Here is a 21,758-nt window from a genome sequence, read left to right as displayed (position 1 = left end):
GAATACTCCTTTTTAATTACAATATAGAGAATGACATGCACTACATGTATTTGTAAAGTAAATACACTCGTAACCCATATATTTTGTGAGTAAAATATACTGTTTGCTAGTGCATTTTTCTTTAGTTTTTAACCTAAATATGTTATAATGTAGAATAGCGGTTCACAGGTAATTTTATGAGTTATAATGAGAAAATTTTAGATCATTACGAAAATCCAAGAAATGTTGGCTCTCTGGATAAAAATGATCCAAATGTTGGTACTGGTTTAGTTGGTGCACCATCGTGCGGTGATGTAATGAAATTGCAGATAAAGGTCAATGACAAAGGTGTTATTGAAGATGCAAAATTTAAAACTTTTGGTTGTGGTTCTGCCATTGCTTCAAGTTCCTTGTTAACAGAGATGATAAAGGGGAGAACCATCAGTGACGTTACACAGATAAAGAATACTCAAATAGTGGAAGAGTTGTCTTTACCTCCAGTGAAGATACACTGTTCGGTACTTGCTGAAGATGCTATAAAGGCTGCTATTCATGACTATCAAAGTAAACAAAATAAAGGTGGACATTGAGAACTAAAGCATGAGTGAATATCAAGGAGTAAACGCTATAAAGAAAGATAAAAAACTTATTACTATAACTGCGAAAGCAGTAGAAAGGATAAAGTATTTATTGGACCAAAAGAAGCATACTAACCTTGAGAAATCAGAAGAAGCAATAGGAATAAGAGTGCTAATTAAACAAAAAGGATGTTCTGGTTTAAAATATGATATTGAATATGCGTATGATACTCGTCCTTTAGAGTCGATAATTGAGGAAAACTGCAGTGATGACCAAAAAGTTAAAGTGTTGATCGATCCAAAATCCGTCATGTTTATTCTTGGCTCTGAAATGGATTATGTAGAAGAAAAATTTTCATCGGGTTTTGTTTTCAAAAATCCTAATGAGAAAGGAAAATGTGGTTGTGGAGAGAGTTTTCATGTCTAGCAGCTATTTTACATTGTTTGAAATTGAACCAACTTTCAATATCAGCTTTGATGAGTTAGAGAAAAAATATATTGAGCTAAGCAAGACTGATATAAATGAAAGACAGTCCAAAAACATGGAAAATATCAACAAAGCTTATCAAGTGCTAAAGTCACCACTAGAACGTGCTGAGCATTTGTTGAATCTTTTTGGTGTGGGAAGCCCAAAGGATCATCCAAATTCTGAAATATTAAATGAATCAATGGAAATAAGAGAGTACTTACTAGACTGCGATGATCTACAATTTGCAAGCAGGATGATTGATGAAAAAATAAAAGATTGCGTTAAAAACCTAATTAACACTTTTGCTGTAAAGAATTTTGATGGAGCTGCTACACAAGTCTTAAGATTGAAATATTTATATAAGTCATTTGAGGAGGTGAAAAAGAATGCAACCAATTCAAATTTCTGAACCAAATTCAAGTGAAGTAGTTTTTGGTATAGATCTTGGTACCACCAATTCTTTAATTGCCATAGTAAATAAAGCTGGCAACGTGGAGATATTTAAAGATGAGCAGGGAAGAGAGCTACTGCCTTCTGCTCTTTCATATGAAAATAATACATTGAAAACTGGCTGTGACGTCGGTCAAAATGCAATCTACTCAATAAAGCGTTTAATGGGTAAAAGTGTTGAAGAATTAAATAAAGAAGGCGTCAATTTTGAAATAGATCATGAAAGCGAAAAAGTTATTAGAATAAAATGCGCAGAGGAAAAGTATCTTACTCCTGTTGAGATTTCTGCTGAGATATTAAAAGCTTTATGCAAGAGGGTAGAAGAGTCTACAGAGATGAAAGTAAAAAAAGCAGTGATTACTGTGCCAGCTTACTTTGACGATTCAGCACGTAACGCAACTAAATATGCGGCAAAATTAGCTGGAATAGAAGTTCTTCGCCTCGTTAACGAGCCAACCGCTGCAGCGCTTTCTTACTCCATTGAAAAGAACAATAACAGTGGAATATATGCAGTTTATGACCTTGGTGGTGGAACATTTGATATTTCGATATTGAAATTGCATCAAGGAGTGTTTCAAGTTCTTGCAGTTGGTGGTGACACTAAACTCGGTGGAGATGATTTTGATCATTTGCTTAACCTTATTGTGCTTGATAAGTATAGAGAAAAGGTAGGTTTAAACAAAGAATGCTCTAGTGTCATCCCAGTCTGGGATCCAGAAAGTTTGATTACAAATGAACACACTAGAAAGTTATATAATAAGAACTGGATTCCAGTGTCAGCTACTTGCATGACAACACTTATTGAATCACGTATTGTAAAAGAATACCTGAGCGAAAACACCGTAGGCACTTTTGAATTCAATATTAACGGTGAATTATTTGAATGCGAAATTACCAGAGAAGAATTTGAACATGCAATCAGTTCTTTGGTCAATAGGACTATCAATATAGTCACTCGTACTATAAGTGATATAGATCTTAAAATTGATGATATAAAAGGAGTAATTTTAGTTGGTGGTGCAACTAGAACACCATTGGTTCAAAATTCACTAGTCGAACTTTTTGGAAATAAAGTACTAAATGACGTGGATCCGGATAAAGCAGTTGCCATTGGGGCAGCTCTGCAGGCTCATGATTTAACTTCGAGCTCAAAAGATAGGAATATTCTCCTGGATGTTCTACCTTTATCACTTGGCATAGAAACTATGGGAGGCATAGTTGAAAAAATCATACCAAGAAATACACCACTACCAGTTTCAGAGATAAAAGAGTTTACAACTTATGTTGATGGGCAACTAGCAATGAAAATTCACGTTTGTCAGGGAGAACGTGAAATGATAGAGGATAACAAATCTCTAGCGCAGTTTGAACTAAAAGGTATACCGCCACTGCCTGCAGGTTCTGCAAGAATTGAAATAGAATTTACAGTTAATGTTGACGGAATCTTGACTGTTACTGCAAGAGAAAAAGCTACTGGAATTGAGCAGACAGTTGAAGTAAATTCAAATTTTGGCTTGAGTGAAGCTGATGTTCAAAATATGGTTAACCAGTCAATAAACAGCTTTGATGAAGATATGAAGGCTCGTTCCCTTGCAGGTGCTAAAATTAATGGAAATAAACTCATACACTTGGTTGAAAACAATAATAACCTTTTCACTGATCAAAAGTTGAAAAACCTATTACAAAATGCAAAAAACGCTTTACAAGGCAATGACTTGAATGAAATTAACAACACTATCGCCGAGTTAGAAAATTCCTCTTTAGAGTTGTGTGAATTAACAAATAGGTAGAAAAAGCTTACACAACCTTGTGCAATACCCTATTTAACCTCAAGGCAACAGGTAACCTGAAATTAAATGGTAACCAATCGACCTTTCCTAATTTAAATGATAAACCAACTATGCTTACACGCCCAATGATATTTTCCATTGGTACAAAACCAACTTCAGGAAACCTGCTATCCAAAGAATTATTTCTATTGTCTCCCATAACAAAAAATTGATCGTTAGGTACATAATAAACCGGAGTGTTATATGATAGCTTATTAGAAATGTTATCTACCAAAATCTCATGCTCCTTGCCACTTAAAAGCGTTTCTATATATCTTGGTATGTTACGATTCGACTCATAATCAAAAAAACTTTCAATTTGCCTTCGCTCTACTTTCTGATCATTTAGGTATAATTCTCCCTCTATCATTTGCACTTTGTCACCTGGTGTTCCTATTACTCGCTTAACAAACCTGATGCTGTCATTTCTTGTGGGTTTGAAAACTACTATGTCGCCACGCTTTGGAGGGGTATAAAAAATCCTGCCGCTAAAAATGTTTGGAGAAAATGGAAAGGAGTGTTTACTGTAACCGTATGAATATTTACTAGTAAAAATGTAATCCCCTTCAAGTAGGGTGCTTTTCATTGAACCAGAAGGTATATGAAATGGCTCGAATAAAAAACTACGTATTGATAGCGCAATCAACAGTAAAAAAAACAATGAAGATAAAAATCTTCCCGTTCTTATCACCCAGTTTTTGCTTAGTTCTTCCAACTTTTCCAACTTTGTTTTTCTTATAGATTAAGCTTATTATAATACATAAATTAAAAAATGGTAATATGAAATTTTACTTGTGAATGTTATTCCTCTATTCAAAACAATTTTGAAAAGGCGGTTCATTTCTTTCAACGGTGTCATCCAAGTAGCGTGACACATAACTGTACGAACATTGCAATTTGCAGGTGGCAGATGAAAGTAGCTGATGCACATCTGTACGAACATTTGCTTTTGTTAAGGTAATATGGTGTTATGAAAGTAGCTGACACTGGAATGGCTTTGTTGCATCGCTACTTATGAAAGGCTAACTATAGTTAGGATTATAAGCAACCTATTGAAAATCTTGTTTTTTTGCAATCAATCTGATCAAATTTAAGAATAGTAATTTGTTATTTATATTAATAAATTTAATTCTATTGAAAATAGCTAAAGCATTGAAATTCTTGAATTTTAGCCGGATTGGTAAATGGTAGTGAAATTTCTTTTACTCAAATTTAGGTATTCATTGACCGTTCTTGTTATAAATACCAGAATAATAAGCTACTGATATTCCCTATCTTTTTTATCTTTAATCCATCATAGCTAGCGATGCAACAAAGCCCACTGGAATCCAGGTTGTAACCGTTCACGGATTGTGAGAATGAATAAAGAACTAAGCAGTCGTAACTTTTGGAAGGGATTTTGGCCATTGAGACGTGATGTCAAAAATATCGACAACATTCTTTCCACAAATCTTTCTCCATGTTCCGACCAGGTGAAAAAGCTGTTTTTACGATAGCCGTCTAATTTGCCGTTCTGCAAGGTTGTTGATTGACTTCAGGCTTTCGTAAAAACTTCCACACCATATCCTCGGCCTTAACATCTTAATGGCCATTCTCAAACCATTTACAAGCCTTGTCATTTCATGCCCCCCCTTTTTGCATTAGTTGTGTAGCATCTTTTAATATTAGCAAGGCCTATAATAGTGCAACACTGCCTTACGTATTGCCAATCCAAATTCTACTTGCTGTAAAATAACACAATCTGCTACATCGCTGCTAATCTCAATCCCTCTGTTTATTGGCCCTGGGTGCATAACAATCGCATCTGGTTTTGCGTATGATAGCTTTTGTGAATCAAGTCCATACAAATAAAAATATTCTTTCTCTGAAGAACTATTATTCATGCGCTCTTTCTGCAATCTCAAAAGCATAATTACGTCAGCATCCTTTATACCTTCAATTAATGAATAATGGACTGAATCTACTTCAGGAAAATGCTTACAAATCAAAGTTGGTGGTGCGACCAAGTTTATCTCTGCTCCAAACATTTTTAGCAATCTTATATTTGATCTTGCAACTCTACTGTGCAGAATATCTCCACATATCACAACTTTGAGGTCCTTTATTTGCTTTTTGTGATTGCTGATTACAAGATAGTCTGCAAGAGCTTGAGTTGGATGTTCACTACTTCCATCGCCTGCATTGATTAGCGAGCAGTTAACATACTTTGCCAGTGTATTAATGATACCACTACTTTTATGCCTGATTATTATGTAATCAGGATTCATTGCATTTAATGTTTTGATCATGTCTTTTAGATCTTCTCCCTTGTTAATAGAAGAAGATCTTATTGGCAAAGTTACAACATTTGCTCCAAGGCTTTTTGCTGCTATTTCAAAAGACGCAAGTGTACGCGTTGAATCTTCAAAGAATAAATTTATTACTGTCTTATTTTCCAAGATATGACTATTTGCAACTTCTTTTTTAAGGTACTGGTTGGCCAACTTAGTTATATTTTCTACATCATCGACTGTAAGGTCTGAGATGTTTAACAAATTCCTTCTCTTGTTCATAGTTTCCTTTTCAACTATTTGAACCTATTCTACTTTCTTATTACCTTTTTTCAATAGACTTCTTGTGCAGCAATTGTTTTGGTGAAAGAACGGAAAAAGATAGTAAAGTCAAAATTAAGTTAGAAGGAAGAAAAAGTTCAGCGAGTCAAGAGTAAGGTATATTAGCATAAATCTTTCATCCCAATGTTTAGTGGCGCTGGGGATTACTTCCACTTACACTCATCCGCTATCATAACAGCCTCAAAAAGATGCTTCTCAAGTTCACTTAGAGGCAAATCACTTTGTGAATAATTTCCCCAAGATTTTAGTATATCGGAAGTTTCAACGCCTTCAATAATAGGATATTCTTGGTTTTTTTTAGCGTATAACTCTTGAGCCTGCTTGCTTACTAAAAATTCCAATAAGACTATAGCATTTTCCCTGTTTTTTGCGTTTTTTGTTACTGCTGCACCACTGATGTTTACCATTACACCGTGATCGTTGCGATTAGGAAAAAAAGCCCCTAGCTTGTCTGCAACATTCTTTTTATTTTCTGATGAAAGAATTCTCGCAAAGTAGTAGCTGTTTACTATTGCAACATCTCCCTCACCCGCTGCTACGGCGTAAATTTGATCAGTATCACCACCACTTGGTTTTCTTGCCATATTGCTCACAATTCCGCTTACCCATTCTTTCGTCTTTTCAAAACCATTATTTGCAATCATAAAAGCAATTAACGATCTGTTATATGGACTTGTAGAAGAACGCACTAATATTTTTCCTTTCCATTTTTCATTTGCTAAATCTTCATAAGTACTTAAGTCCTTAGGGTCTACTGACTCTTTATTGTAAACCAATATCCTAGCTCTTTTTGTAAGACCAAACCAATAATCTTCACTGTCTCTAAATCTTGCAGGTATAACACTTTTTAAAACCCCTGAATCTACTTGAGATAAAAGTCCTCTTTTTTTTGCTAGAATTAAGTTGATTGCATCAGCAGTCAAAAATAAGTCAGCTTCACCACCGTTTTCCATTCGTGAAAGTAGCTGAGAATAATCATCAATGATGTAACGTACTTTAATACCTGTATTTTTCGTGAATTCATCAAACAAAGTACGTACTAATTCTTCTTTGCGCGATGAATAAACATTTACCACTTGTGAGTCATTAGTTCCGTCGTTTCTGTATAAATAAGTAATAACTATCAATATAATTGCTATTAAGGATGTGAATATAAAGGCTTTTTTCATATTGGATAAAAAATAACTTCTTTCAGTTAAAGTTACCAAGATGGTACAACTTTAGCAAGTGTAAAGTTCGTTAGATAAATCATAAAAACTTCCTTGACAAGCTTCGCCAGCCCCCTTATTATAACACTGAAGCTATTTATTTATCTTCGCAATCTCTGCAGTGGATTAATGACAAAAAACTTAATGTATTTGGCGTAAATCATGCTTAATTTTTTGCACTATGTGCACCTTATGTCTTTATAAAATTTCTAGGTTTTTACCTAATATAAGCTGAAATGCGCTATTTAAAACATCAAAAAACGCCGATTTAAAAAATGGATAGTGAATAACTAGCTACCCTAGGGTTTCTTTTGCCTTTTTTTCTGTTTAGTAAATTGTATCCGTTCAGCGGAGTGGTAGAATAAGGTAGACAAAGCAAGATAATAAAGATAATCATAGAGCAAAAGTGAGGTAATGTGGTAAACCTTTGAGAACTTTGCAAAAATTTACAGCAAAAAATAGAAAAACTGAAAGCAGAGATAGAAAACTTAAAAGCAGAAAATAAAGCTTTAAAGATAGAGAACGCTGAATTAAAGGAAAGGCTCGGTTTAAATTCAAAAAACTCATCCCTGCCCAGCTCAAAAGAGCTATACAAAATAAAAAAGGACAAGCCAAAAAGCGAAAGGAATGTTGGCGATCAGGTTGGGCATAAAGGAAATTTTCATGCCACAATGGAAGCGGATAAAGTAGTAAAAATAGAGTTGCCTAATATTTGCGAATGCGGAGGAGAGCTTGTAATATGCGAAAAACCTTATGTTCACCAAAAAGTTGATCTTCCGGAAATTAGGCCTTATGTAGTAATTGGAACATGGTCGTTGTTGGAGATGCAGAAAAAGAAAAAGTAGCAAGTTACCAGAAGGTGTTACGCCAGATACATTTGGTCCAAGGGTTAAGTCTATAATTGCAGCACTCAGCGGATTTTACAAAAACTCAAAGCGTGAAGTGGCTAGTATCATAAATGACATTTTTAATTTGAACATAAGTGTTGGCAGCATATCAGAGGTTGTCCACAAACCAGTAAATCAAGCATATTCCCTACTTAACATAACTTTACTCATAGCCAGATATATGAAACTTTCAGTAGATGTTGTAAGTAAATCGTACTCCTTTGATAGCCTTCTATTTCTATTGATCCAAGCAAAAGTCCTCTCTACCACCCACCTTCTCGGCTGTACTGAAAATCCAGGATCCCGTTGTGGCAATAGTTCTAGTGGTGTATCTTTATGCACCCAAAACCTACATGGAGGCCTTTTGACAATTTCAATATCTATCCCATATTCTCTCTTTACGTAATCCTTTAAATCTTTTCCTTGGTATCCCATATCAGCCCACATTTTCTTAATATTGCTGTATTTTTCCTTCATATTGTCCAATGCCATCTTCACCCCATCTCTGTCATTTTCGCTTGCAGCTCCTACATAGCAACCAAGCACAAATCCTTGAGTATCTGTGATTATATGTCTTTTTCTCCCCTTTACCTTTTTCGCACCATCATAACCTTTGCCCCCCCTTTTTCCGTGGTTTTTACCGATTGACTGTCCACTATGCATGCGCTCGGCTTCCCATTTTTGACCTACTATATTTAGTGATATCATAGTTCATTTTCTCAAAAATTCCCTGCTTTTTCCATCTTCTAAACTGTTCATGCACAGCCTTCCACGGCGGAAAATCGTGTGGTAAATAGCGCCATTGACATCCTGTGCGCAGTATATAAAGAATTGCATTTACTATCTCACACTTACTGTATTTTGGTGGCCTTCCTCCTTTCTTGTACGATACTCTGAAGTGTTTTTCTATTCTTGCCCATTCCCTTTTACTTAAATCTGTTGGATATTTTTTCCTCATCTCTTACCTCAATATTCTTTCTTTATATACTACGTATTCCTTGGTTTGTGGACAACCTCTAAGAGGTTGTCCGGAAACTAGTAAATTCAAGCATATTCCCTCTTTAACATAACCCTACTCATAGCTAGGTATATGAAATTCTCAGTGGATGTTGTGAGTAAATCATACTCCTTCGATAGCCTTCTATTCCTATTAACCCAAGCAAAAGTCCTTTCTACAACCCATCTTCTTGGCTGTACTTTAAACCCTTGTTCTCTTGTTGGTAGTAGCTCAGGTGGCGTATCTTTGTGCACCCAAAATCTACATGGAGGCCTTGTAACAATTTCAATATCTATGTCATATTCTTCCTTTATGTGATTCTTTAAATTTCTTCCTTGGTATCCCATGTCAGCCCACATTTTTTTAACTTTAGTATATTTTGTTCTCATATTGTTTAATGCTATTTTAATACCATCTCTATCATTTTCGTTAGCAGCGCCTACGTAACAACCTAGTATAAAACCCTGAGTGTCTGTAATTATATGCCTTTTTCTACCCTTTACTTTTTTACTTCCATCATAGCCTTTGATCCCCCCTTTTCTGTAGTCTTTACAGATTGACTATCTACTATACAGGCACTCGGCTGCTCATTCCTTCCTATTTTTCTTCTACTATATTTTGTAATTTCATAATTCATTTTCTCAAAAATTCCCTGCTTCTTCCATTGCCTGAACTGCTCATACACAGTCTTCCATAGCGGAAAATCATTTGGTAAATACCGCCATTGACACCCTGTACGCAATACATAGAAAATTGCTTCTAATATTTCTCTTTTGCTATACTTTGGCGGCCTTCCTCCTTTCTTGTATGATACTCTGAAGTGTTTTTCTATTCTTGCCCATTCCCTTTCGCTTAGATCTGTTGGATACTTTTTTCTCATCTTTACCCCGTACTAAAATTTCAGATATTATAGCCTTTTACTTGTTTCCGGACAACCTCTGATACCAATTCCCATTACAGGGCAAACAGATGGACAATGATGGAAGAAAAGCCATACTGAAGTAAGTAAAATAGCGAGGTTTAAATGGCATTAAGATCAAAATTATTGGATGAAAAAGTAGTAGAATCAGCAAAAGAAATGCTGAAGAAAGTAAGGAATAATGCATATGTTTCAAAAAAACTAAATGCTGTAATTGCAGCAAAAAAGTACAGTATAACGGCTGTAGCAAAAATATATTGCATTTCAAGAAGCGCACTAACTTCGTGGGTAAAACTCTTGAAAATTGGCAGAGAAGAAAAACTGTTTGCTCCTTCACAACGTCGTAGAAAAACTAAATTAAATCAGGCTCAACTACAGCAAATTGAAGAGTGGATAGAAGAAAATCCTAATATCACCATTAAAGAAATGAGAATAAGAATCCAGGAAAAGTTCGGATTAAATATCAGCAAATCTACAGTACACCGCCATATGCAAAAGATGAAATTCTCATATATTACACCAAGACCAGTTCATAATGGACAAGATAAAAGCAAACAAGAGGAATTCAAAAAAAAATCTCAATGGAGCTATTAGCAAGTATCCAGAAAAAGAGCTATTTTTCTTTGATGAATCATGGTTTGGCACACATTCAAAAGTTGGACATGGGTGGTTTAAAAAGGGGATTAGAACACAGGTTAAAACAAAATTAGGTAGGCAAAATTTCTATCTCTATAGTGCAGTTAATCCTAGAAATCGAGAGAGTTCTAGCTTATTTGCACCAAATGTCAACACTGATTGCATGAACATATTTCTTGAGCAAATTTCGCAATATCTAGAAACACGAGAGGCTTTTCTCGTTATGGACTGTGCTAGTTGGCATAGGTCAAAAAATTTAAAGGTACCTAAAAATATCGACATTATATACCTACCTCCATACTCACCTGAGCTAAATCCTGTTGAGAGGCTTTGGTTATATATAAAACAGAACATTTTGCGCAATAAAATATACGATACAATTGCTCTACTTGAGGGTGCTTTGTGCAAATTTATTACTTCTCTTGCCAGCTCCACAATTAAACAACTCTGCAATGTTTCCTATTTGACTGGACAACAATGAGAATTGGTATGAGAAAAACTTACCAGCAGAGATAATTCTTCACCCCACAGTTTCCTTTTTACTAGGAAAAGGCGCAGAGTATTATTCTACAGATGATTTGAATATTGAAGCTATACAACAAAAACCTCCTAGAACTTTTGAGTATAAGTCAAAGAATACTAGCTATGATGCTTTGCCTTCAAAAGAGCCCATTTACGCTGAGGTGTATGACACTAAGGTTAGTAACTCATTAGGGGAGAATGGTTATTTGAGTGTATCAGAAGAATCTATTTATGCTGAAATATATGATTCACATAAAAAATCCACTGAAAATTTATCATTGGAAGATAGTGGTTATTTGAGTATATCAGAAGAACCTATTTATTGCACTATAGATGATCTTTCAGAACAAAAAAAGCCTACTAGCCTAAAACAGAAAGAGCCAGAACAGTCGTCAGAACCTATTTATGCTAGGGTAGATTTGTCCAAGAAAAGAGCAGAAAGAAAAGCAAAAGACATAAAAGCTAATTCTGGAACTTGCCATGGGTTAGTGCAAGATAAAGTGAATGATTGGCAAGTGAAGCTAAATGAGCTAAGTGCTAATAAGTCGATAAGTCAGCAACAGACTAATGATCAAAAAATTAAGACCAAGGCTGGCTTTAGTGTAGAAGAAATAAGGCAGAAATATGAGCGTAGAGATTCTGGCTACGATTCTGGCTATGATTCCGATACAAAAGTTGAACAACAATTAGAATTAGCTCCTAAATCTGAGATAGGTTCAGTGAGTATTGAGCATGGAGTAATAGGAGGCTGTCGATATAAGATTACTGATATATCCCTCTAACTATGTGATTCAAAATAATTGAATTGACTTTATATATGTAATCGATATAACCTAGTTAGATTCAAGTTGACTCTTTCGTCTAGTGGTTAGGACACCACCCTTTCACGGTGGTAACACGGGTTCAAATCCCGTAAGAGTCACTCAAGTAGAATATAATTAAAGTTTTGAATGGGAAAAATTAGGCTCTATGTTGAAGAAGCTTTATCACAAGGCGTGAGTTTAGCACTTAATCCACAACAAAGTCACTATATTTGCAATGTAATGCGGCTTAAGAAGTATGATAATCTCTCTCTTTTTAATGGAAAAGATGGAGAATGGTTAGGAGAAGTAGTTAATATATCGCGTAAATTGACAGAAGTTACACCCAAAGAATGCACTAAACAACAGCAATATGAGGAAAATTTATACCTGTATTGTGCCATGGTAAAAAGTGCTGCTTTGAACAACATAGTAAGACAGGCAACTGAAATGGGAGTAATCTGCATTCAATTTATTTCAACAGAACGTACAGTGGTAAAAAATATTAACCTAAGTAGAGCAAAATTACAAGCAATCGAAGCAGCGGAACAATCAGGTAGGATAAGTATACCAGAGATTTTGCCTCCTATTAACTTTTGTGAGTTACCTGATTCCCAAAGTAAAAATTTTGTTTTGTGTGATGAAACAGGTAAAGCTGATAAAGTGCTGAAAGGCAAAAAAAATGTTGCTATTATTGTTGGTCCTGAAGGTGGTTTTTCATCTTATGAACTTGATCTTGCCGATAAGTTTTGTCAAAAATTGAGTCTAGGAAAAAGAATTTTAAGGGTCGATACTGCTGTAGTTGCTGCACTCACTTTCACCAATTGGTGTAGCTAGATTTTTAAATATGGCTAAGGTTTGGGTCATAAAGAAATCTGGTTCAGTGTTGCGCGCACAAAAACCCTGTAGACTTTCTACGAAGCAGTCTGTTGTTAAAGAGGAGCTAATAAAAAACATATTCTAAGATAATATTAAATCTCATATTATATTTTTTCTAAAGTAAACAAATGAATCTTGCATTTTGCCTGAGTTATTGATACTCTGAGTAAAGAAGTCGGGGCGTAGCGCAGCCTGGTAGCGCATTTGGTTTGGGACCAAAGGGTCGGGAGTTCAAATCTCTCCGCCCCGATGTTAGTATAATTGTAAGAACGCTGTAACATAAGAGCAATCTCCATCAGTAAGCAAGTAGCTGACACTGGAATGACATTATTTACCATGTAAATTATGGCATATTACATTTTAACGCTCAAGTTTATAAAATAATTGACAATGTTAATTTTCTAATTTATAAATAGATTTTGAAATGATTACCGAAGGAGGTATAGAGTTTGATAGAAGTATCAGTCCATTATGGTGATGTAGACAGAGCTCTTCCAGTATTGAAAAAAACAATTCAAAAGGAAGGAAGAGGGTTGAAAATGAAAAAACAATATCATGAAAAAAAATCAGAAAAAAGAGCTAAAAAGAAAGCTGAAGCTAAAAAAAAGAGGTACCAACAAGAGTGCAGAAGGCAACGTTATGGTTGGTAGTTTGTACTCAAGTTAATAGTTTATCATTGGTTATTTTATGAATATTCACGAATATCAAGCGAAAGAAGTTTTGCATAAATTTAATGTCCCAGTGCCAAAAGGTTTTGTTGCTACATCTGCAGAAGGAGTAAAGACTCAAGTAAGTCAATTAAAATCTGACGTGTTTGTAGTTAAAGCTCAAATTCATGCAGGTGGTAGGGGTAAAGCCGGTGGCGTAAAGCTAGCAAAGTCAGTTGAAGAAGCTCAACAGTTTGTAAAGGACATGATTGGTATGACTTTAGTTACTCATCAAACAGGGCCAAGCGGGCAGCAAGTAAGAAAAGTGTACGTTGAAGAAGGCTCAAGCATTAAGAAAGAGTATTATTTAAGCCTGGTAATCGACCCGAAGCTCAGTAGGCCAATATTCATATTTTCCTCAGAAGGTGGAATGGACATCGAAGAAGTGGCAAAAAATTCTCCTGCAAAAATTGTGAAATTTGATATTGATCCTGCTACAAGTTTTGATAGCAGCAAGTTAAGCAGCAGTTTTCATTTGAGTCCAGAACAAATAGAAAAGATATCGAACATTGCAAAAAAAATATATGATGCGTTTATTGCAACTGATGCGAGCCAAATTGAAATTAATCCACTGGTTGAAACAAATTCTGGAGATTTTATTGCGCTCGATGCAAAAATTAATTTCGATGATAATGCTTTATATCGTCACCCAGAAATTATGGAACTTCGTGATTATGATGAGGAAGTGAAAGAAGAGATAGAGGCTTCAAAGTATGGGCTCAGTTACATCAAAATGGATGGCAGTATTGGTTGCATGGTAAATGGTGCAGGTCTTGCTATGGCAACAATGGATATAATAAAATACTACGGAGCAGAGCCTGCTAACTTTTTGGATGTTGGTGGTGGAGCGAGTAAAGAAACTGTAACTGAAGCATTTAAAATCATATTGTCTGATAGCAACGTAAAAGGAATTCTGGTTAACATATTTGGTGGTATAATGCGTTGCGATATTATCGCAAGTGGAATTGTTGCGGCTGCAAAAGAAATGAGCATTAAAGTTCCTCTAGTGGTTAGATTATCAGGTACTAATTTTGAAGAAGGAAAAAAAATTTTAGAAGAGTCAGGATTAAATATTATTGCTGCAGATGAGCTAGATGAAGCTGCGCAAAAGATAGTAAAAGAGGTAAAATAAAGCATGTCCGTTTTAGTAAACAAAGATACAAGATTAATATGCCAGGGTTTTACTGGTGCACAAGGCACATTTCATTCAGAGCAAGCAATTGATTACGGAACGAAAATGGTGGGAGGTGTAACTCCTGGAAAGGGTGGTAGCACTCACCTTAATTTACCGGTTTTTAATACTGTAGCAGAAGCCAAAGAAAAAACCGGTGCAAATGCTACAGTTATATATGTACCTGCTAAATTTGCTGCTGCTGCAATACTTGAAGCAATAGATGCAAAAATAGAATTGATAATTTGTATTACAGAGGGCATTCCTATACTTGATATGGTGAAAGTTAAGCGTGCGCTTATCGGCTCAAAAAGTCGATTGATTGGTCCCAACTGCCCGGGAATTATTACACCTGAAGAATGCAAAATAGGAATTATGCCTGGCCATATCCATAAGCGTGGACACATAGGAATTATGTCTCGCTCCGGAACTTTAACTTACGAGGCAGTAGCACAAACAACCGCTGTTGGTCTTGGTCAATCCACATGTATCGGAATTGGGGGAGATCCAGTTCATGGTATGACATTTGTTGACTGTATGGAGCTCTTTTTAAAAGATGACGATACTCATGGTATTGTAGTTATTGGTGAAATAGGTGGAAACGAAGAAGAAGATGTATCACATTTTGTAAAAACAGAAAAAACTAAAAAGCCAATCGTTGGTTTTGTAGCAGGCCAAACGGCACCTCCAGGAAGACGTATGGGACACGCTGGAGCAATCATCTCTTCCAGCGGTGGAAGTGCTGGTGCAAAACTAGAAGTTATGCGGAGCGCTGGAATTGCAATTGCTGAAACCCCTGCAGTAATTGGTAAGAAGGTATTGGAAGTAATGCATCACTAGAATTAGGATCACAAAAACCCTATATCACCGGTCATGAATACGTTATTTGCCCATTCGATTAATAACTTGCCTCCTGGTAAATTTACTGAAGTCTGTTGGGCAACCAGATATCCACGTAGTGTGGATGCAACAAGTGCTGCACAGGCTGCACTACCGCATGATGCAGTAATGCCTGTACCTCTTTCCCAAACTCTTAAAGCTATTTCTCCAGACTTTTCAACTTGTGCAATACTAACATTAATTTTCCGAGGAAATAATGCGTGATTTTCTAGCTTTGGTCCTAAATTTCGCAATGGTATTTCACTTATGTTATCAACAAAAAAAACTATGTGAGGATTGCCAATATTTACTGCAACAGGATCTTTTAGCATTTCAAGCTCTATAGGTAAGTGAAGAGTGTCACACTCAGTAGACAAGGGAATTTCATGCCATTTTAGCAAAGGTTTACCCATGTTAACCTTTATGGATTTATCACCCACTTTAAAACACTCTAAAATGCGTTTGCTTGTTAGCTCAATAATGGAGTATTCAGCACCTTTTTCTGACATTATCAAATATCCAACACAGCGTGCTGCGTTTCCGCACATTTCAGCTCGACTTCCATCAGCATTATAGATATGCATAAAACAGTCTGCAGCATTAGACATTGTTATAATTATCACTTGATCACAACTGCTTTGATCAGCAATTTGTCTATGGTTCCAGTCTAAATTGTTTGTTGAACGTGAGTCTATGATAACGAAATTGTTACCAGTGCCGTGCATTTTGATAAAATTTTCAGAATTTTGGCCACTCATCATAAAAAAATATTTCTTCTATTGGTCTTCTTTTCTTCTTACTTGTTTCAGCACCCTCTTCTTCGTAACCAACCGCTATCACTGACATTACGTTAAAGTCATTGGGTATATTGAACTCTTTCACTATTTTATCTCTATCAAATCCACCCATTTGATGGGCCATTAAGTTCATAACTGCAGCTTGTAACATAAGTCCATAATTTGCTGCACCAGTATCATGATTAGCCCAAAGATTTTCTCCTTTACCTTGTTTACGGAAGTTTTTAGCACTTAAAGATATGATTAACACTTGTGCATCTTTTGCCCATTTTTGATTAGATTCATCAAGGCAATTTAGCAGCTTTTCCCATGCGCTTTGATTGTTCTGTTTGTTGCATATTACGTATCTCCAGGGTTCATCACCAAAACATGAGGGAGTCAGCCTTACAGCTTCCATTAAAATATCCATGTCTTCCTGAGATATTGCTCTTGTAGGATCGTATGAACGTCCGCTGTGTCTTGCTTTCATCAACGATAATAGATCTTGTTTACTCATCATTTTTAATTTAATAGTGCATAAATAATTCATTGTAGCACAATATAAGCAAAATTTAAATTGCAAAACCTCTCATACACATATATTACATTTAATAAGTTATTTTTATTGGGAAGGTATGTTTATAACACAATCTAGCAGCAGATCAACACTGGCTGAAATATTGTCTTGCGTTTTACTTTTATTCTTGATGGCTCAAATAAGTATACCATTGCAGCCTGTGCCTATCACATTGCAAACTTTAGGAGTAATGCTTATTGGGCTTAAATTTAACCGCAGAACAGCATTCTATTCTGTGCTTACATATCTATCACTTGGTGCAGCAGGATTGCCTGTTCTTGCGAATTTTTCTGGTGGTTATCACGCTCTTCTTGGACCAACCGGTGGATATTTAATTGGCTGTTTAGCTGCTGTTATGGTAATGAGCAAAGTAAATGAATTACTGAACTCTAAATATAAATCATTTGTGTGTAATTCTTTAAGTTGTCTGGCTGGTACAGTTGTAATCTTTATTTGTGGTGTTAGTTGGCTTGCTGTTTACTTGGGTCTGGGACAAGCAATAATGGTGGGTGTTTTACCATTTATCCTTCCTGGTTTGGTAAAAATTTTTCTACTTGTAGCAGCTTTGCAATATTTGAAAAAATGATAAAATTCCGCCCTCATCATTTCATGTGCACCCTCGCGTTTCGGGGATATGGGTATTCTCAGGGTTTTGTAGAAAATTATAAAAGGATAGCAAGCAAAGTAATTAGTACTCAAATCGAAGTAGTTGGTAACCTTGATAATATCTGTAGTGCTTGTCCAAATCAGACTAAACAAGGTAAATGCACCACACAAGCTAAAGTTTTAGAGCTAGATAGAAGGCATATGGAAATTTTAGGAATTAAAATTGGCGAGACTTTAACTTGGAATGAGGCAGTAAAAAAGATTAGGGAGAAAATGTCTTTAAAGAAATTCGAGTACGCATGTGAGGGGTGCAACTGGCAGCCATATGGAATATGTAAAAATGCCCTTTTAAATCTACAAAGGTAGTTGACAAAATGTGTGCGCCAAGAAGTGCGTAAGGAACAGTTGGTGAAAATCCAACACGGGTAAAGCTTAGCCGGCAACCTGGAACAAACCATTATGCTGCGTAAGGTAACGAGCGTAGTAAAGCTAATGGAATGGACAACATAGGGTGCAACGAAAGTGAAGGTATTGAGTCCCGTAATTCACGCGTCATGGGGGCTGACACTTTACATTTGGTGGAAGGCAACATGGGTAATAACGCTAAGGCAAGATATTACTCACCTCATCGGGATCGAAGGCCGCGTCATGTGTTGAGATGGACCTTACGTGAACTTGGGAGATCCTTTGTATTCCTGTAAGGGTACTCTGGAACAAGTCAATAAAGGCGAGGACTGGAGGAAGATGCAAAGGAAGTCGGACTAACTGATAGTACTCGGAGTGTGGGAAAGCCACATACAAGGGGAAGCGGTTAGCAATATAGTGACTGGTATAGGGATTGCTATACCAATACAACAGAGATTGGAGGAGTATGCAAGGAAAACTAAACCAGATAGCAGTAAGGGCTAAGCAAGATAAGCGAGTAAAATTTACATCATTAGTTCATTTGATTAATGAAGAGAATCTTGCAGAGTGTTATAAGGAACTAAAACGCAACAAGGCTTGTGGTATAGATCGTGTGACAGTGGAAGCTTATGGAGAAAATCTAGAAGAGAAACTTAAAACACTAGTGGATAGTATGAAGAGAAAACAATATCAACCGCTACCAGTGAAAAGGGTATACATACCCAAAGCCGGGAGCAAAGAGAAGCGCGGTCTCGGAATACCATCAACGGAAGATAAGTTGGTACAGGTAATGCTAAAGAAGATATTAGAAAATATTTATGAAGCAAACTTTATGGACAGCTCGTATGGATTTCGACCAGGAAGAAATTGTCATCAGGCGATAAACGCTCTAGATAAAGCAGTTATGCACAAACCAATTAACTATATTGTAGAAGTGGATATCAAGAAGTTCTTTGATAATGTTCAACATAAATGGCTAATGAATTGTCTAAGGGAACGAATAGCTGACCCAAATTTATTGTGGTTAATAAAACGATTTCTAAAGGCAGGAATAGTCGAAGTTGGATGTTATAAAGCAACCGATCAAGGCACACCACAAGGTGGTATAGTAAGCCCTGTATTAGCTAATATATACTTACACTATGTGCTGGACTTATGGTTTGAAAAGAAATTTAAGCCAAAAGCCAGAGGATATTTACAGCTAATAAGGTTTTGCGACGATTTTGTAGTTGGCTGCGAGAGGGAAGAAGACGCAAAAGAATTTCTAGAATTACTGAAACAAAGACTAAGTAAATTTGGGTTGGAAATAGCTGAAAATAAAACAAAAATAGTAAAGTTTGGTAAGAAAGAATGGTATCAAGCAGAAAGAGAGAAACGTAGGACGGCTAGCTTCAACTTTCTAGGATTTACACATTATTGTGGAAAAAGTCGTAATGGTAAACTTATGATGAAGCAGAAAACTTCAAAAATAAGCCTAGCCAGAAAGATTAAAGAAATCAAAGAATGGTTGAAGATGGTACGAAGTCGTATCTGTCTCAAAGATTGGTGGCAGAAACTTAAAGCCAAACTAACAGGACACTATAGCTACTTCGGAGTTAGCGGAAATTATCGGTGTTTGATTCAATTCTATCGACCGGTAACAAAGTTAGCATTTAAGTGGATAAACCGACGTAGTCAAAAGAAAAGTATGGATTGGGAACAATTTATACACTATTTAAAAGTAAATCCATTACCAAAACCAAAGGTATATGTTTCTTTATACACAGGAGCACTAGTGTGAACGCTGTATTGTGGAGCCGTGTGCGGGAAATCCGCAAGCACGGTTCTTTTGGGGAGACTATGGTTATGAGACCAAATCGCTGGTTTCAAGGTCATGAGTCTCTACCAGACTAAGATAAATTGAAGCATTTTTGTGGAAATAAAGCGAAATATGGAAGACAAAAGATAAATGCATTCTGAAAAGCTACACAGCATGTTCGTCCCGCTAATTAATAATATCTTTATTATTGTATGAGATAGGTAATTTAGCATTTATGAATTTGTAATGTGTTACGCATAGCTCAAAGAAATAAGGTTTACTGGTTACACGCTGCAGCCAATGCCACAACACTAGGACCTATGTTTATCTGCATGTTAATTTGCGTTGTGATTTTATGGAGGTCTTCTGTTACCTATGCTAGTGAAAATTTGGAGATACAAAAGGCCTTCGATAGTGTTGTCAAGCATATAAAAGCTGATAAAAAATATAAAGATCTTGATGTTATTGAGAGAAAAAGTGACAAATTTAATATCAAAATTTCGCAGAATTCTGGCAAGAGTTTTGACATATACTCTACTTTAAAAAAAGCAAAAGATTCCTTTGAATCAGGAGATAATGAAGCAGCTATTTCTCTCCTTAATCAGATTATCGCAAAGTTTCCTTATCATAAAAATGCTTTAATTGGATTGGGAAATATTTATTACGCTAATAAAGAATACAAAAAAGCTGTAGAGATTTACACAAGACTGTTAAAAGAACACCCTATTAACCCTTACATATTAAAAAATTTTCTGACGATAATCTCACAATATGATCCTGATCTGGCGTTGAGTGAAATGTTAAAATTGTATGATATACATAAAAATTATGCTCCTTTATTAGCAAATTTAGGTATGATCTATATGAAAAAGGAGGATTATGTAAAAGGTAAAGAGTATATGATAACTGCTATTTCCCTCGATGAAAACAATATTTTTTATACTTATAATTTAGCTGTTATTCTAGATAAACTTTCAGATTTTCAAAATGCTACAATATTCTACTTAAAATTGTTGAACATGGCTACAACTTCGAAAGATGTGAGTGAAAAAATACCTTTATACAAAGTGACAGCAAGACTAAAATTTATAAAACTTCACAGCACGCACTCAAAGATTTCATAAAAGCTTATAGCTCACCTAAATCTAATTTATCGTATCTGTTCAAGGGAGTGGCTAATGTGCAAATATTGAAGCAAAGTGTGTGAAACACAGCTGTACGAACATTTGTTTGCAAAGGTAATTTACACAACAAATGCATAACTGTACGAACATTGTGATTTTGGCCTATTAGGAGGGTGTCATCCCAGTGCTTGACACTGGGATGGCTTTGTTGCATCGCTAGCTATGATGGATTAAAGATAAAAAAGGTGGAGAATATCAGTAGCTTATTATTCTGGTATTTACAACAAGAACGGTCAGTGAATACCTAAATTTGAGTAAAAGAAATTTCACTACCACTCACTAATCCGGCTAAAATTCAAGAATTTCAATGCTTTAGCTATTTTCAATAGAATTAAATTTATTAATATAAATAACAAATTACTATTCTTAAATTTGATCAGATTGATTGCAAAAAAACAAGATTTTCAATAAGTTGCTTATAATCCTAATTATAGTTAGCCTTTCATAAGTAGCGATGCAACAAAGCCCACTGGGATCCAGGAATTTTATTAAGTTGGCGAGCATAAAAATAGCTGTTTTATGTTAAAATACAACGTTTTAATGATTATGAAAAAGCTGGATTCCAGTGTCAAGCACTGGAATGACACCATTCTTTTTTCTGGATCCCAGTGTCGGCTACTTGGACGACACCATTTATTGTAAGGACTTACCTCACATTTACTCTATGATTATCTTTTTAGATCACCTTGTCTACCTATTTTGCCACTCTGCTGAACGGATACAATTTATTGCTATTTTTGTTTACAATAATAATATTGAGCTATAGAATTAAATCTAAAGGGGCAATTAGCTCAGCTGGTAGAGCATCTCGTTTACACCGAGGAGGTCGGCAGTTCAAGTCTGTCATTGCCCATTTGCTTAACTGAATGTTAGTATTATTAATTACTTCA

Annotated in this window: 23 protein-coding genes, 3 tRNA genes and 3 pseudogenes; 20 read left to right on the top strand and 9 right to left on the bottom strand. The window is 35.7% G+C overall.

Annotation, left to right across the window (positions count from 1 at the left end):
* The first annotated feature begins 176 nt into the window (after window positions 1-176).
* From iscU to AAGD51_RS00795, 4 genes are read left to right on the top strand one after another with little or no spacing between them, the layout of a single operon-like run.
* Window positions 177-569, top strand: a complete 393-nt coding sequence (gene iscU / locus AAGD51_RS00810; RefSeq protein ID WP_006279966.1) for a Fe-S cluster assembly scaffold IscU — start codon at window positions 177-179, stop codon at window positions 567-569.
* 10 nt (window positions 570-579) lie between these two features.
* On the top strand, window positions 580-984 hold the full coding sequence (locus AAGD51_RS00805; protein ID WP_077188307.1) for a HesB/IscA family protein: 405 nt from the start codon (window positions 580-582) through the stop codon (window positions 982-984).
* On the top strand, window positions 977-1,435 hold the full coding sequence (locus AAGD51_RS00800) for an iron-sulfur cluster co-chaperone HscB C-terminal domain-containing protein (RefSeq protein WP_077188306.1): 459 nt from the start codon (window positions 977-979) through the stop codon (window positions 1,433-1,435). Before AAGD51_RS00805 ends, AAGD51_RS00800 begins: the two co-directional genes overlap by 8 nt.
* On the top strand, window positions 1,413-3,266 hold the full coding sequence (locus AAGD51_RS00795) for an Hsp70 family protein (RefSeq protein ID WP_341810471.1): 1,854 nt from the start codon (window positions 1,413-1,415) through the stop codon (window positions 3,264-3,266). Before AAGD51_RS00800 ends, AAGD51_RS00795 begins: the two co-directional genes overlap by 23 nt.
* Before the next feature lie 7 nt (window positions 3,267-3,273).
* On the opposite strand, the gene lepB is transcribed toward AAGD51_RS00795, so the two are convergent.
* The 4 genes from lepB to AAGD51_RS00775 all read right to left on the bottom strand — a co-directional run bounded on the left by lepB (window position 3,274) and on the right by AAGD51_RS00775 (window position 7,086).
* Window positions 3,274-4,020 carry a signal peptidase I gene (gene lepB / locus AAGD51_RS00790; protein WP_077188309.1) on the bottom strand — a complete coding sequence of 249 codons (747 nt, stop codon included), beginning with the start codon at window positions 4,018-4,020 and terminating at the stop codon, window positions 3,274-3,276.
* 772 nt (window positions 4,021-4,792) lie between these two features.
* On the bottom strand, window positions 4,793-4,924 hold the full coding sequence (locus tag AAGD51_RS00785; RefSeq protein ID WP_255317428.1) for a hypothetical protein: 132 nt from the start codon (window positions 4,922-4,924) through the stop codon (window positions 4,793-4,795).
* A 45-nt stretch (window positions 4,925-4,969) separates the two neighbouring features.
* Window positions 4,970-5,857: an aspartate carbamoyltransferase catalytic subunit gene (locus AAGD51_RS00780; protein WP_006280416.1), complete on the bottom strand. Its 888-nt coding sequence runs from the start codon at window positions 5,855-5,857 to the stop codon at window positions 4,970-4,972.
* A 203-nt stretch (window positions 5,858-6,060) separates the two neighbouring features.
* On the bottom strand, window positions 6,061-7,086 hold the full coding sequence (locus tag AAGD51_RS00775; protein ID WP_006279947.1) for a Fe(3+) ABC transporter substrate-binding protein: 1,026 nt from the start codon (window positions 7,084-7,086) through the stop codon (window positions 6,061-6,063).
* A gap of 497 nt (window positions 7,087-7,583) precedes the next feature.
* On the opposite strand from AAGD51_RS00775, the pseudogene AAGD51_RS00770 reads away from it, so the two are divergent.
* Window positions 7,584-8,131: pseudogene (locus AAGD51_RS00770) on the top strand (DUF6444 domain-containing protein); the annotation flags it as partial.
* 16 nt (window positions 8,132-8,147) lie between these two features.
* Here AAGD51_RS00770 and AAGD51_RS00765 read toward each other — a convergent pair.
* Together AAGD51_RS00765 and AAGD51_RS00760 are read right to left on the bottom strand one after the other, a co-directional pair.
* A pseudogene (locus tag AAGD51_RS00765) lies at window positions 8,148-8,970 on the bottom strand (IS5 family transposase).
* An 86-nt stretch (window positions 8,971-9,056) separates the two neighbouring features.
* Window positions 9,057-9,889, bottom strand: a pseudogene (locus AAGD51_RS00760) (IS5 family transposase).
* Window positions 9,890-10,033: 144 nt separating this feature from the next.
* Between AAGD51_RS00760 and AAGD51_RS00755 the strand changes: the two are divergent.
* From AAGD51_RS00755 to sucD, 8 genes are all read left to right on the top strand, one after another.
* A protein-coding gene (locus AAGD51_RS00755) for an IS630 family transposase (RefSeq protein ID WP_236514338.1) occupies window positions 10,034-11,045 on the top strand; the annotation gives its coding sequence in 2 pieces (ribosomal slippage) (window positions 10,034-10,495 and window positions 10,497-11,045; 1,011 coding nt in all).
* A gap of 97 nt (window positions 11,046-11,142) precedes the next feature.
* Window positions 11,143-11,868 carry an ankryin gene (locus tag AAGD51_RS00750; protein WP_236514417.1) on the top strand — a complete coding sequence of 242 codons (726 nt, stop codon included), beginning with the start codon at window positions 11,143-11,145 and terminating at the stop codon, window positions 11,866-11,868.
* 68 nt (window positions 11,869-11,936) lie between these two features.
* Window positions 11,937-12,008, top strand: a tRNA-Glu gene (locus AAGD51_RS00745).
* A gap of 28 nt (window positions 12,009-12,036) precedes the next feature.
* The gene (locus AAGD51_RS00740) at window positions 12,037-12,723 is read left to right on the top strand and encodes a 16S rRNA (uracil(1498)-N(3))-methyltransferase (protein ID WP_006279818.1); all 687 of its coding nucleotides are present in this window, start codon (window positions 12,037-12,039) and stop codon (window positions 12,721-12,723) included.
* 218 nt (window positions 12,724-12,941) lie between these two features.
* Window positions 12,942-13,015: transfer RNA gene (locus tag AAGD51_RS00735), tRNA-Pro, on the top strand.
* Between the two features lie 199 nt (window positions 13,016-13,214).
* Window positions 13,215-13,415 (top strand): 30S ribosomal protein S21, encoded by a 201-nt coding sequence (gene rpsU, locus AAGD51_RS00730; RefSeq protein WP_006279819.1) that lies wholly within the window; start codon window positions 13,215-13,217, stop codon window positions 13,413-13,415.
* Between the two features lie 37 nt (window positions 13,416-13,452).
* On the top strand, window positions 13,453-14,604 hold the full coding sequence (gene sucC, locus AAGD51_RS00725; protein ID WP_236514416.1) for an ADP-forming succinate--CoA ligase subunit beta: 1,152 nt from the start codon (window positions 13,453-13,455) through the stop codon (window positions 14,602-14,604).
* Between the two features lie 3 nt (window positions 14,605-14,607).
* A complete protein-coding gene (gene sucD / locus AAGD51_RS00720) occupies window positions 14,608-15,483 on the top strand; it encodes a succinate--CoA ligase subunit alpha (RefSeq protein ID WP_006279821.1) in 876 nt (291 codons plus the stop codon).
* 8 nt (window positions 15,484-15,491) lie between these two features.
* On the opposite strand, the gene dapF is transcribed toward sucD, so the two are convergent.
* Both dapF and AAGD51_RS00710 read right to left on the bottom strand, forming a co-directional pair.
* Complete coding sequence (gene dapF / locus AAGD51_RS00715) at window positions 15,492-16,280, bottom strand: diaminopimelate epimerase (RefSeq protein WP_006279822.1); 789 nt, start codon at window positions 16,278-16,280, stop codon at window positions 15,492-15,494.
* Window positions 16,261-16,848 (bottom strand): nitroreductase family protein, encoded by a 588-nt coding sequence (locus tag AAGD51_RS00710; RefSeq protein WP_006279823.1) that lies wholly within the window; start codon window positions 16,846-16,848, stop codon window positions 16,261-16,263. Before AAGD51_RS00710 ends, dapF begins: the two co-directional genes overlap by 20 nt.
* A gap of 85 nt (window positions 16,849-16,933) precedes the next feature.
* Between AAGD51_RS00710 and AAGD51_RS00705 the strand changes: the two genes are divergently transcribed.
* From AAGD51_RS00705 to AAGD51_RS00685, 5 genes are all read left to right on the top strand, one after another.
* Window positions 16,934-17,461, top strand: coding sequence for a biotin transporter BioY (locus AAGD51_RS00705; protein ID WP_006279824.1), 528 nt, complete (start codon window positions 16,934-16,936; stop codon window positions 17,459-17,461).
* Window positions 17,458-17,847: a DUF1284 domain-containing protein gene (locus AAGD51_RS00700; protein WP_006279825.1), complete on the top strand. Its 390-nt coding sequence runs from the start codon at window positions 17,458-17,460 to the stop codon at window positions 17,845-17,847. The genes AAGD51_RS00705 and AAGD51_RS00700 overlap by 4 nt, the downstream gene beginning before the upstream one ends.
* Window positions 17,848-18,261: 414 nt before the next feature.
* A complete protein-coding gene (locus tag AAGD51_RS00695; RefSeq protein WP_255324786.1) occupies window positions 18,262-18,390 on the top strand; it encodes a hypothetical protein in 129 nt (42 codons plus the stop codon).
* A complete protein-coding gene (gene ltrA, locus AAGD51_RS00690; protein WP_006280268.1) occupies window positions 18,353-19,666 on the top strand; it encodes a group II intron reverse transcriptase/maturase in 1,314 nt (437 codons plus the stop codon). Before AAGD51_RS00695 ends, ltrA begins: the two co-directional genes overlap by 38 nt.
* Before the next feature lie 266 nt (window positions 19,667-19,932).
* Window positions 19,933-20,808, top strand: a complete 876-nt coding sequence (locus AAGD51_RS00685; protein ID WP_236514415.1) for a tetratricopeptide repeat protein — start codon at window positions 19,933-19,935, stop codon at window positions 20,806-20,808.
* Between the two features lie 4 nt (window positions 20,809-20,812).
* Here the strand turns inward: AAGD51_RS00685 and AAGD51_RS00680 are convergent, their stop codons facing one another.
* Window positions 20,813-21,022: a hypothetical protein gene (locus tag AAGD51_RS00680; protein WP_265040692.1), complete on the bottom strand. Its 210-nt coding sequence runs from the start codon at window positions 21,020-21,022 to the stop codon at window positions 20,813-20,815.
* Window positions 21,023-21,387: 365 nt separating this feature from the next.
* Between AAGD51_RS00680 and AAGD51_RS00675 the strand changes: the two genes are divergently transcribed.
* Both AAGD51_RS00675 and AAGD51_RS00670 read left to right on the top strand, forming a co-directional pair.
* Window positions 21,388-21,510, top strand: coding sequence for a hypothetical protein (locus AAGD51_RS00675; protein WP_255324043.1), 123 nt, complete (start codon window positions 21,388-21,390; stop codon window positions 21,508-21,510).
* A gap of 138 nt (window positions 21,511-21,648) precedes the next feature.
* Window positions 21,649-21,721, top strand: a tRNA-Val gene (locus AAGD51_RS00670).
* Window positions 21,722-21,758: the final 37 nt, after the last annotated feature.

The organism is Wolbachia endosymbiont (group A) of Volucella bombylans, assembly GCF_964026965.1.
In the GTDB taxonomy this organism is placed as follows: domain Bacteria; phylum Pseudomonadota; class Alphaproteobacteria; order Rickettsiales; family Anaplasmataceae; genus Wolbachia; species Wolbachia pipientis.
The sequence above is the reverse complement of the archived record's forward strand: the minus strand, read 5'-3'. Positions and strand labels throughout refer to the sequence as shown.